11 protein-coding genes and 1 pseudogene are annotated in these 11,449 nt (G+C 38.9%); 7 read left to right on the plus strand and 5 right to left on the minus strand.

All coding sequences use genetic code 11. The features are described 5' to 3' along the window. Nucleotides 1–733: 733 nt before the first annotated feature. The 4 genes and pseudogenes from ASL19_RS13005 to phnC form a co-directional block, all read right to left on the minus strand. Nucleotides 734–1,045 (minus strand): annotated as a pseudogene (locus ASL19_RS13005) (Uma2 family endonuclease); the annotation flags it as partial. Continuing rightward, nucleotides 1,046–1,867 carry a phosphonate ABC transporter, permease protein PhnE gene (phnE, locus tag ASL19_RS13010; RefSeq protein WP_006277567.1) on the minus strand — a complete coding sequence of 274 codons (822 nt, stop codon included), beginning with the start codon at nt 1,865–1,867 and terminating at the stop codon, nt 1,046–1,048. It abuts the pseudogene before it with no gap. 132 nt (nt 1,868–1,999) lie between these two features. Then, the gene (gene phnD, locus ASL19_RS13015; RefSeq protein WP_057178668.1) at nt 2,000–3,010 is read right to left on the minus strand and encodes a phosphonate ABC transporter substrate-binding protein; all 1,011 of its coding nucleotides are present in this window, start codon (nt 3,008–3,010) and stop codon (nt 2,000–2,002) included. Between the two features lie 82 nt (nt 3,011–3,092). Beyond that, complete coding sequence (gene phnC / locus ASL19_RS13020) at nt 3,093–3,878, minus strand: phosphonate ABC transporter ATP-binding protein (RefSeq protein WP_072149141.1); 786 nt, start codon at nt 3,876–3,878, stop codon at nt 3,093–3,095. Nucleotides 3,879–4,109: 231 nt separating this feature from the next. Here phnC and ASL19_RS13025 point away from each other — a divergent pair, with 231 nt between their 5' ends. The 7 genes from ASL19_RS13025 to ASL19_RS13055 all read left to right on the plus strand — a co-directional run bounded on the left by ASL19_RS13025 (nt 4,110) and on the right by ASL19_RS13055 (nt 9,932). Next, nucleotides 4,110–5,129: a daunorubicin resistance protein DrrA family ABC transporter ATP-binding protein gene (locus ASL19_RS13025; RefSeq protein ID WP_006275949.1), complete on the plus strand. Its 1,020-nt coding sequence runs from the start codon at nt 4,110–4,112 to the stop codon at nt 5,127–5,129. A gap of 87 nt (nt 5,130–5,216) precedes the next feature. Beyond that, a complete protein-coding gene (locus ASL19_RS13030) occupies nt 5,217–6,095 on the plus strand; it encodes an ABC transporter permease (protein WP_057178670.1) in 879 nt (292 codons plus the stop codon). A 33-nt stretch (nt 6,096–6,128) separates the two neighbouring features. Continuing rightward, nucleotides 6,129–6,497: a hypothetical protein gene (locus ASL19_RS13035; RefSeq protein WP_057178671.1), complete on the plus strand. Its 369-nt coding sequence runs from the start codon at nt 6,129–6,131 to the stop codon at nt 6,495–6,497. Between the two features lie 30 nt (nt 6,498–6,527). Then, nucleotides 6,528–7,511, plus strand: coding sequence for a folate-binding protein YgfZ (locus tag ASL19_RS13040; protein ID WP_057178672.1), 984 nt, complete (start codon nt 6,528–6,530; stop codon nt 7,509–7,511). 44 nt (nt 7,512–7,555) lie between these two features. Then, on the plus strand, nt 7,556–8,014 hold the full coding sequence (locus tag ASL19_RS13045) for a DUF2214 family protein (RefSeq protein WP_006275945.1): 459 nt from the start codon (nt 7,556–7,558) through the stop codon (nt 8,012–8,014). A gap of 195 nt (nt 8,015–8,209) precedes the next feature. Continuing rightward, nucleotides 8,210–8,848 carry a peroxiredoxin gene (locus ASL19_RS13050; protein ID WP_006275944.1) on the plus strand — a complete coding sequence of 213 codons (639 nt, stop codon included), beginning with the start codon at nt 8,210–8,212 and terminating at the stop codon, nt 8,846–8,848. Nucleotides 8,849–8,957: 109 nt separating this feature from the next. Next, nucleotides 8,958–9,932, plus strand: a complete 975-nt coding sequence (locus tag ASL19_RS13055; protein ID WP_057178674.1) for a cysteine synthase A — start codon at nt 8,958–8,960, stop codon at nt 9,930–9,932. 118 nt (nt 9,933–10,050) lie between these two features. Here ASL19_RS13055 and ASL19_RS13060 read toward each other — a convergent pair. After that, on the minus strand, nt 10,051–11,449 hold a 1,399-nt coding region (locus ASL19_RS13060), incomplete at its 5' end, for an ATP-binding protein (protein WP_161808605.1).

The raw sequence follows: 11,449 nt of genomic DNA on the forward strand, positions 1-11,449 counted from the left end.
ATGAACTTATATTAAGACAGATGTTTAGTTTTGTAAAGGGGTTTTTACAAAAATTTTTAATAATTTTGCCAATTAGGGATTTTGCTATATGTAGTAAGGATTTTCGACTACTGTAGGTATTTTATATGTATGTAGATCAGATTTTTTTATACATTTAATTATAATCATCCCGGATAGTTGAGTTTCTTATTAAACTCAAGCTACAAGATTGGTGAAGTGTTTAGAGAGGCGATCGCACGACTATTTTAGTCAAGGAATATTTGCGCAATTCGGGACTAGAATTTGCAGCTGGTAACCAGTTCGGTACTGATACCTATTTTCCCTTCTTTAGGGCCCAGCTGAAGGCGGTCAACTTTCCCGCAAACACACGGCAAAGCCCCTAAAGGTTAAGCAAAGGGGAATTAATTGCCAAATCTCCCCCACTGCGGTTTAAAACTGGTAAATGAGGCTTTTAACCTGATGATTAAATTGTCTATAGCTGACAATATAGACCTCCAAGTTATAGTGTTTATAAAGAACTAGGGAGCGGCGAATAGCTTGGATAATCCACTCCATTTTAATTTTAAACTCTTGTGTGGACTTGTGATAATATGTTTGCCACGCGAGCTCCCATAGGGAGTGCTTCGCGATCGCCTGTGATTTCTATATACTCCTAAATTAAGACCACAGATATTTTTAAAAACCAAAACCAAAGTGCTAAAACTGAGTCGATGATTTTAATTTGTAACTGTTATCAAGCTAATTCCTCAAAAACAATATCCTCATAAACCGACTGAATGGGAAAACTTAAATCAATACTTTGTAGCTCGATATTATCCCCCGACTGATAATTAAAAATCTCCCAATTACCCCGATCATTTTTGCGGTATAAATCAATCGCTATTTTCTCAGCATCAACTAAAAGATAATCTTGCAAACTAGGATTACGACGATACAATCTAAATTTATCCCCTCGGTCATAACTGGCCGTACTGGGAGATAAAACCTCAACAATTAGACAGGGATATTGAATTGCTTGGATTGCAGTGCGATCGCCCTCGTCACACTAAACCAACCAACTTCTTATCTTAGCAGATAACAAATCAATTATAGCAGTAGCTGCTACTAGAACAATTAAAATCGCACAGACTTTTTGATATTGGAAAGCGCCAAAGCTTTGATAAAGTGAAACACCTATGCCACCAGCTCCCACTATGCCCAGAACAGAAGCGGAGCGGACATTAGATTCAAATCTATAAAGCGTAAAAGAAGTCCACAAAGGCATAACCTGGGGAATCACACCATAAATGACCTCTTGAATATGACTAGCACCAGTAGCTCTAATCCCATCCACTGGACCCGGTTCAATAGATTCTACTGCTTCAGAGAACAATTTACCCAATACTCCAGTGGTGTGTACAAATAAGGCCAATACCCCTGCAAAGGGACCTAACCCCACTGCCACTACAAATATCAATGCAAACACTATTTCATTAATAGCACGCATAGCATCTAATACTCGCCTTGTTGGTTGCACAATCCATATTGGGCACATATTATTGGATGCTAGGATGGATAAGGGAACAGAAACGATCGCCGCCATTAGGGTTCCCCAGAGTCCCATAGAAATTGTAATTACAGTTTCAGAAAAGTAATATCCCCAGTCGGAAAAGTCTGGTAGAAAATATGATTTAACATACTCCACCATATTGTCTCCACGTTGCAGAAGCACTAAGAAATTTAATTCACTTTGTAGATAGGAGGCAATAAGGGCCACAGCAATTGCTAAAGCTAATAGAACTCTTTTAATGTTGATAATTTTGGCTTCTTGCTCCAACATTGCCAAAACGTTAGGAGAAGGATCACCATTTTTTGAGTTGTCTGACATGTTCGTGTACACTTAGATTTAATGTATTATATTTAGTGATATATTTGGTGTGGTTGTTTGGCAAGGTAGCTGTTGATCTCTAACTTAGTTTTTAAAAATCAACAGCTGATAATTACTAGTAATTAATTGGTATTAACGTCCTTGCAGTTTTCGTAGTTGGCTATTCAAGTTGTTTAATTTTTGTTTATCCGCAGGGGTTAGATCAGTTTTAGCCTCCAAGTCCAAAACCTGTTTAGCAAGGTCCAACTCTCGAATAGGGTTCCAGGTTTTATCATTAGCTGGGACCAAGGCTGACCATTGCAAAGGTTCTAAGATTTTTTTGTCTTTGAAATTGTAGAAGAAATTCTGCAATTTTTTCTTCACATCAGCTGGTAAATCTTTACGATAAGCTATGGGATCACTAGGGATAATTGGTGATGTCCAGATGATCTCAATGTTCTGTCTGGCTGAAGGATTAGTTTTTTCCAGTCTTTCTAGAGACTCATTATTATTAGTGGCTACATCTACCTGGTTATTTGCCACTGCTAAAGCTGTAGCTTCGTGACTACCTGAGAAAATTAAGCGTTTAAAAACTTTCTTGGGGTCAACTTTATTTTTGCCAAATACATAGTAGCTAGGTACTAAAAACCCAGAGGTAGAGTTAGGATCGTTAAATGCAAAAGTTAATTTACTCGCATTTCGGATCACATATTTATCCCCACCCTGTTTCTTTGCTGCTGCTGTAATTGGATTACTCTTATTGGCAATTAGATGAGCATAGTAACCTTTTTTTCCATCGCTAGAAACAGTTTGGGCAAAGGCTTCTGCATTGGCAATTTTAGCAGCTTCAATATAGGATTTACCACCATACCAAGCTATTTGCACCTGACCAAAACGCATAGCCTCAATTACTCCCGCATATTGGGTAGCATAAAAAGCTCGCACTGGAATACCTATAGAACTTGATAACGCTGCAATAAATGGTTCCCAAAGGGGTCTTTGATTGGCTTGGGATTCTGTGGAAATAATACCGAAGTTCAGTTCTTTTATTTGTTGGGCTTGTACTGGCTCAATACCTCTGTTACCAATGGTGGCAATGGCTTGAGTACCTAATAAAGACGCACCAAATAAAGCGGAGCTTTCAATGAATGATCTGCGTTTCATGGCTATTCCTCAATGATGTTTATAAGTGATATTTTCTGCTGGTGCGCAAGATTTAAATGCGGAAAAAACTCGAGTTTAGAAATCATAGCAACACTTCACCATGTCCTCGCATTACCAATTCTTCCACAGCTGCACCATAAATTTGGTTTAGTTTCCTATCATCCAATTCTACAGTTGCGCCATCGAATTTTACTTCTCCATCCTTCAAGGCAATTGCCCTACTAAAGTAGTTTCTTACCATTTGAATTTGATGTAAAGAGGCTACTACACTAATTCCATTATCTCGGTTAAGCTGCACCAGCAACTCCATTACTTTACGTGCTGACTCTGGGTCTAATGAAGCAATGGGTTCATCCGCTAATATAATCTTTGCCCTCTGAACTAAACAACGAGCAATGGCTACCCTTTGCTGTTGTCCTCCCGAAATTGTAGAGGCTCGCTTGTAAGCATGCTCAATAATTCCGACCTGTTCCAGCGCAGCTAGAGCTTGAATTTTTTCTTCTTTAGTAAACAAATGTAGTGTTGAACGTAAAGTAGACACTCTGGCCAGGTTACCAACCAAAACATTCTCAATTACTGTCAACCGATTTACTAGATTAAACTGCTGGAAAATACAACCAATGCGACTGCGTAACAGTCTGACTTTCGAATGTAGTTTTCCCTGACTTTGCAAGGTGGTACCATATACGGTGACCTCACCAGCATCAGCAGTTTGTAAGCCATTAATGTGCCGCAAGAGTGTGGACTTTCCTGAACCGGATGCACCAATTAGGGCTACCATGTCCCCTTCATATATGCTACATGACACTTGTTTTAGTGCCACTTTGCCTTTAAAACTCTTGGAAACATTGTTAATCGTAATACTCACTGTGTTTGTTGTTGATTCATCGTCTAGTTTGACCCTAGATTAACAGCGGTTGGTTAAGTAATAGTTAAGTAAAGGATAATTTTAGATGTAAGATGTAATATCGGGTTTCCTAAGATTGGATGAAGATTAGCAATCACCACCTCAGTCAAACCAACCTACGTTAAATGGCAAAGCGCAAAACTGATTTTTTGGGTAAAATGGGAGATAAATTGTTGGGAAACGTATAGCACTATGGCTTCAGCCGTTTTAATCGAACATCTAAGGAAAAGCTACGGTAAGGTCGTCGCAGTCAAAGATGTGTCTTTTGAGGTACAATCGGGAGAAATCTTTGGTTTACTTGGTCCCAATGGTGCAGGTAAAACTACTACTCTCCGCGCTCTTTGTACTCTGACTACCCCAGATGCTGGAAAAGTTCAAGTTTCGGGTATATCTGTTGTGGACCATCCCAAATTGGCACGACAAAGGTTGGGTTATGTCGCTCAGGAGGTAGCCATAGATAAGATATTAACGGGTAGAGAACTATTACAACTGCAAGCAGCTCTTTACCATCTACCCGGTGCAGCAATCAAGGAGCGAATTGCTAAGGTTTTGGAGTTGCTTGGTTTACAGGAATATGCAGATCAAAAAACTGGAACCTATTCTGGTGGTTTACGTAAACGTCTAGATCTAGCAGCTGGGTTATTACATTCTCCAGATGTGTTAGTTTTGGATGAACCAACGGTAGGATTGGACATAGAAAGTCGAATTGTAGTCTGGGATTTCTTGCGCAAATTACGAGCAGCTGGTACTACTGTAGTCATCACTAGTCACTATTTAGAAGAGATTGATGCTTTGGCAGATAAAGTGGCAATTATAGATAAGGGTCTGGTAATTGCTACTGGTACACCTGCTCAATTAAAAGATCAAGTGGGAGGCGATCGCATTACTTTGCGCATCCGGGAGTTTTCACATCAGGAGGAAGCAGAAAAGGCCAAGAACTTATTGGCAACTCTACCTTTTGTGCAGGAAATAATCATTAATTCCGCCCAGGGAAATTCTTTGAATTTAGTTGTTACCCCGCAAAATGATGCCCTAATTACTATTCAGCAGACTTTAAGTAATGTAGGTCTACCAATTTTTGGTATTGCCCAATCCCGTCCCAGTTTAGATGATGTTTACTTGGCTGCTACTGGTAAGACATTAATGGATGCGGAGTTAGCAGCGGTAGCTAATCGTGATCCTAAAGCTGAGAAAAAGCAAAATATGAGATAGGTTGGCAATATACAATCCTAACCAGTTAGTCAAGGGACCTAAAAATCCTCATATATTCATCAATAACTTCGCCCAATCTAAATCATTATGAAGACAGATATCAATTTACCATCCGTTACTTCTCCCTCCCTTATGGTTTCTGACACTGGATCTAGTTTTATAGGGGAAATCACCCAAGAAACTTTAGCTCTAACCCGTCGTCTATTTATTCAACTACAGCGTCGTCCTTCTACCCTCATAGCTGGTATTATTCAACCAGTAATGTGGTTAGTGTTATTCGGCGCATTGTTCCAAAATGCCCCCCAGGGTTTATTTGGTTCCACTGCCAATTACGGACAATTTTTAGCTGCTGGTGTGATAGTATTTACCGCTTTTGCTGGGGCTTTAAATGCCGGTTTACCGGTTATGTTTGATCGGGAATTTGGCTTTTTAAACCGGTTACTGGTAGCACCTTTAGCTTCTCGGTTTTCTATTGTGTTTGCTTCTGCTATTTTCATCATTAGCCAAAGTTTACTTCAAGCAGCGGTGATAGTTGGTGCAGCAGCACTACTGGGAGCCGGACTACCAGATATCAATGGACTAGTGGCGATCGCCTTGATCGTATTTTTACTGGCATTGGGAGTTACAGCTATTTCCCTGGGTTTGGCCTTTGCTTTGCCTGGACACATAGAACTAATAGCAGTAATTTTTGTAAGTAATTTACCTCTATTATTTGCTAGTACAGCCTTAGCTCCATTATCTTTCATGCCAGAGTGGTTAAAAATCGTAGTTGCTCTCAACCCTTTGAGCTATGCCATAGAACCAATTAGGCATTTATATCTCAATAGTGATTGGGAACTAAATGATGTGGTGATGGAGGTGTTTTGGGGTAATGTTAGCTTTGGAGGATCCTTGTTAGTATTATTGGGATTTGCAATAGTGGCTTTATTAAGCATTCAATCCCAATTACGCAAAACCTTAGCCTAACCTTGTTAAAACAGACAAAACGGAGGGGAAATCATGAACAAATATTTTTTGAAGGGTAAACTTTTGCTGGTTTGTGGTGCAGGAATAGGTCTTATTGGTTTATTTGCACCACAACCAAGCTTTGCTAATACCGCTATTACAAGTCAACCTTTGAATAGTCCGGACAACACAAATCCTTTGGTAAATGATTCGGGACTTGATATGTTCAATATAATTCATCGGTTGAACTTTGGCCCATTGAACTGGGACCCTAATCAGCAAAATCAGCAGTTAGAGGATGCAGCAGCAGCCTTTAAAGCCCGTCAAAATCAGATATTGCAAAATCAGCAGCCATCAAAGATAAAAGTAGAAGAAAATAGACCTGGTGGCAATACTGATGGTAGTAATACAGAAAGAAAGTAGTTGCGGATAAAACTAAATAGGTGGATGATTATGTTAACATCTTTAATTGATAGCGAAGACAGAGCAGCTGTTTATGCAGCTAAAACAAAAACTGCTGTTTGCGATCGCTCCCATTGGGGAAGAATTGAAGTTACTGGTGAAGATAGATTGCGTTTTTTACACAATCAAAGCACTAATAACCTTCAATCTTTACAACCAGGTAGTGGATGTGACACTGTGATGGTCACTTCCACAGCTAGAACCATAGATTTAGTGACTGGATATGTCTTAGAAGACAGAGTATTATTACTAGTCTCACCCAATCGGCGGGAATTTTTACTCTCCTGGTTAGACCGTTATATATTTTTCGCAGACCAGGTGACCCTGACAGATATAACCGAGCAAACAGCAACATTCACTCTCCTGGGTCCAGAAAGTGATACCATAATCAGTAAACTAGGTGCAGCATCACTTCTGAGTCAACCTGATGGTCATCACATTTCAATCAATGGCATCATTTTTGCTGTTGGTACAGGATTAGCTATACCTGGCTATACCCTAATTCTCCCCAGAGCAGAAAAACAGCAAATTTGGCAGCAACTCCTAGATTGGGGAGCAGTCAAATTGAGCGATCGCCATTGGGAAATGCTGCGGATTTCCCAAGGTCGTCCCGCTCCCGATGCAGAGCTAACGGATGATTATAATCCCTTAGAAGTTGGTCTTTGGCAGACAGTTTCGTTTAATAAGGGTTGTTACATTGGTCAAGAGACCATTGCCAGACTAAATACTTACAAAGGGGTAAAACAACATTTATGGGGAATTAAGCTAAAAAATTGTGCACAACCGGGAACTATAATTACCATATCAGAAGAAAAAGTTGGTAAACTTACCAGCTACATAGAAACTCCTGAAGGACACTTTGGGTTAGGTTATATTCGTGCGAAAGCAGGAGGCGTGGGTTTAACTGTAGAAGTGGGAGAAACTCAAGGAGAAATTGTGCCAGTCCCTTTTGTTTCCTGGGAGTATCCTCAATAATTGAGGTATAGCAATTTATGAGCTTTTTAATTTAGGATGAATTTATGTTAGTTAATGCGATAGTCGCCTATTTACACTATTTGAGCTTAGCAATTATCTTTGGTTCCTTATGTACAGAACTATTTACCCTTAAACCAGACCTAACCAATAAAGAAGGATGGCGAGTTCTTATAGCTGATAGCGCCTACGGAATTGCAGGGGTTACCGTCCTAATCACAGGTGTTCTCCGAGTTTTGTACTTAGAGAAAGGAGCTGCATACTATACTCATCAACCGGTTTTCTGGTTGAAAATATCCATATTTATCCTGGTTGGGTTATTGTCCTTGTATCCCACCTTTTCATTTTTGATGTGGATTAAAAATCTCCGTAATCAGAATTCCCCAGAAGTCAGTCCCGAAAAAATCAATCTGCTCAAAACTATTATTCGTCTAGAGCTTGTGGGATTTAGCCTAATTCCCCTTTTTGCTTCAATGATGGCAAGAGGAATTAGACTAGGATTATAATAGGTGTGTCTTTGTTTGTACCCATTTTCTCCTCTATAGGTAGCTTGCAAGCACTAAATCCCACACAAGGAGATAGGGTATGTAAGGAGTTTGTAAAAATTTGTTGCAACTAGCAAAGTCAGTTTAGGATAAAGATCCATCTATGTTATAGTGGGGCGGTAAATAATTATCTTTTCTAATTACAGGGAATCTAGTATGGCTCTCCATCTTGGTGATACAGTACCAAACTTTACACAAGCATCAACACACGGTGAAATCAACTTCTATGAGTGGGCGAGTGACAGCTGGGTAGTGCTGTTTTCCCACCCTGCTGATTACACACCTGTTTGTACCACAGAATTAGGCACAGTTGCTAAATTAAAACCCGAATTTGACAAACGTAACGTCAAGGCGATCGCATTGAGTGTGGACGATGTAGAATCCCACCAAGGATGGGTAGGGGATATTGAAGAAACCCAAAGCACCACATTAAACTATCCAATTATAGCGGATCCAGACAAAAAGGTTTCCGAGCTATATGATATGATTCACCCAAATGCGGCGGCCAATATTACAGTGCGCTCCGTATTTGTCATTGATCCCAATAAAAAACTTCGTCTTTCCTTCACCTATCCTCCCAGCACCGGACGTAACTTTGATGAGCTGTTGCGAGTCATTGATTCCCTGCAATTAACTGATAACTACAGTGTAGCAACTCCAGCGGATTGGAAAGACGGAGATGATTGCGTAATTGTACCATCCCTAAAAGACCCAGAAGTTCTGAAAGAGAAATTTCCCAAGGGTTATCAAGAAATCAAACCCTATTTACGGTTGACCCCCCAACCCAATAGGTAGAGGTTAGATCCAAACACATGGCGTGCCAAGCTCTTGCTAGCGCGCCCAGCATATAATGAATAAAAATATAATTACTCAAACCTATAAGCAGTGACTTAATCTAATTAGTATGGATATTAAAAGAGGATTTATTGGCACAATTGGCAACACTCCACTAATCAGACTGAACAGCTTTAGTGAAGAAACCGGTTGTGAAATTTTAGGTAAAGCGGAATTCCTCAATCCTGGAGGATCCGTTAAAGATCGTGCTGCACTATACATTATTGAAGATGCAGAAAAAAAGGGTTTACTAAGACCTGGTGGTACTGTGGTAGAGGGAACTGCGGGTAATACAGGGATTGGATTAGCTCATATATGTAATGCTAAAGGTTATAAATGTTTGATCATTATTCCCAATACCCAGTCCCAGGAAAAAATAGAGGCGCTGACAACATTAGGGGCGGAAGTTCGTCCAGTACCAGCAGTGCCCTATAAAGATCCTAACAACTACGTGCGACTGTCTGGTAGAATAGCTGAGGAAATGTCTAATGCCATTTGGGCGAATCAATTTGACAATTTAGCCAATCGTTGTGCTCATTACGAGACCACGGGGGAGGAAATTTGGCAACAGACAGGTGGTAAAATAGATGGTTGGGTAGCAGCAACTGGAACAGGGGGAACTTATGCTGGGGTGGCAATGTGCTTAAAAGAAAAGAATTCTAATATTAAATGTGTGGTTGCTGATCCCTTGGGTAGTGGTTTATATAGTTATATTAAAACTGGTAAGATAAGTATAGAGGGTAATTCCATCACCGAGGGAATTGGTAATAGTAGGATTACAGCGAATATGGAGGATGTTCCCATTGATGATGCGATTCAAATTAATGATCAGGAAGCTTTGAGAGTGGTATATCAGTTGTTAAGAAAAGATGGTTTATTAATGGGTGGTTCAACGGGGATTAATGTTGGTGCAGCTGTAGCTTTAGCTAGGGAGTTGGGTCCAGGGCATACTATTGTGACTATTTTATGTGATAGTGGGTCTCGTTATCAGTCGCGTATATTTAATCCCGAGTGGTTAGCGACTAAAGGTTTGGTAATGGGTTAGGGATTGTCTTGTCTTGACCTTGTAAAAGTCTAAATTGGGGTTTTTGGCAACATATAGTGGTAGTACAGTGTAAAATTGTAGTATTAAATTGCCTAAAAGTCAAATCCGAGCAAATTAATTATGGCTCTTCAGTATAGGGAATATAAATTTCAAATGTAGCTCCTTTCTGTCCAGTTTCCTGAATATATCCATTCATCTGAATTAATGTTTTGCGGATAATGAATAATCCCAAACCGCTACCATAACCTTCTGTTGCTGTAGTTTTCATAGGTTGAAATATCCAATCTTTCCTACTGGGACTGATACCTTGACCGTTATCATTAAACTCAATAAATAGATATTTCTGTGAACCGGGAATCCTAGCACCACGAATTCCTGAAGGATTGACAGTATCTCGGGAAATAATCTGAATTTGCAAATCTGCTTTTTGAGAGTTATGTTTGATGGAATTTTCTACTAATTCATTGATAACACTCTTAATTTTTTCTTCATCACCATTAAAATATGAGTCACCATTTTGGATATTTAGAGTAATACAAGCATTATCAATTTGAGTATTAGATTCCCATTTTTCAAATAGTTTCCTAACTGGAAAGTGATGTTTTTTAAGTTTAATACCTTCATTAATTGCTTTTAAATCATTAAGAGCAGCTTGACTCAACTCTAGCTGTATTAACAGTTTGTTGAATTGAATATACTGAGGGTCTTCATAGGGAGTTTTCTTAATCATACGTCGAGTTTTAGATTCAATAATTGCTAATTCGTTGTTAACAAAATCAGAAATATCATGAGCGGTTTTAGTAACGACTTCTAGGATATGTTGATATTTATTATTGGTATTGGCAATAGTTTCGTCGGTACTAAAAAATTCAAGTTCTGATTTTTCTGCTGCGCGACGACTGTTAATCTGTTCCAATACATCTTCAATGCTTGCAATAATAGAAGTGAGTACCTCATTTTCATCTTTGCAAGCACGTAATATTCTGTAAGCAATTGCTTTAAGAATACTAATCTCATTAGCAATTTTGTGATAAATTGATCTATTAAGAATTTGAGCATCATTTAAAGCATGATCATAATCAGGATGAACCATTTCAAAATATTCTTTTTGACTAGTGTTTAGTCTTAACATTTCCCAGGCCTCACCATATCTTGGTGAATCTTCAGTAATTTGTCGTAACATTTTTACAGCATTCTCGTTATGAGGATTATTAGCTAGGATACTTCTCGCACTAGATAGTATGGACTTCTCCTTATCATCTGACTTATCAATTGCTAAGTTAAAGTAAGAATCACCTTTTTGGTACAATTTAAGACAGTAATATAGTCTACCTAAGGTAATATGAATAACATTAACATGATATTGTTTTAATTTTCTAGTGTCTATCTGCTCAATTTGAGTGATTGCATCCTTATATCTTCCTAGCTGTTCTAAACACTTAGCGAATATAAAAAATATATAATTATCAGGTTGAATTTGTAAGGAACGCTGAAGTATTTCACAGGCTTTTTTACAA

The sequence above is a fragment of the Cylindrospermopsis sp. CR12 genome (assembly GCF_001432185.1).
Lineage (GTDB): Bacteria > Cyanobacteriota > Cyanobacteriia > Cyanobacteriales > Nostocaceae > Raphidiopsis > Raphidiopsis raciborskii.

Bases quoted from the DNA above. Each gene is read 5' to 3' on its own strand.
- phnE (WP_006277567.1), bottom strand. From the start codon at position 1,867: ATGTCAGACAACTCAAAAAATGGTGATCCTTCTCCTAACGTTTTGGCA.
- phnD (WP_057178668.1), bottom strand. From the start codon at position 3,010: ATGAAACGCAGATCATTCATTGAAAGCTCCGCTTTATTTGGTGCGTCT.
- ASL19_RS13025 (WP_006275949.1), top strand. From the start codon at position 4,110: ATGGCTTCAGCCGTTTTAATCGAACATCTAAGGAAAAGCTACGGTAAG.
- ASL19_RS13030 (WP_057178670.1), top strand. From the start codon at position 5,217: ATGAAGACAGATATCAATTTACCATCCGTTACTTCTCCCTCCCTTATG.
- ASL19_RS13035 (WP_057178671.1), top strand. From the start codon at position 6,129: ATGAACAAATATTTTTTGAAGGGTAAACTTTTGCTGGTTTGTGGTGCA.
- ASL19_RS13040 (WP_057178672.1), top strand. From the start codon at position 6,528: ATGTTAACATCTTTAATTGATAGCGAAGACAGAGCAGCTGTTTATGCA.
- ASL19_RS13045 (WP_006275945.1), top strand. From the start codon at position 7,556: ATGTTAGTTAATGCGATAGTCGCCTATTTACACTATTTGAGCTTAGCA.
- ASL19_RS13050 (WP_006275944.1), top strand. From the start codon at position 8,210: ATGGCTCTCCATCTTGGTGATACAGTACCAAACTTTACACAAGCATCA.
- ASL19_RS13055 (WP_057178674.1), top strand. From the start codon at position 8,958: ATGGATATTAAAAGAGGATTTATTGGCACAATTGGCAACACTCCACTA.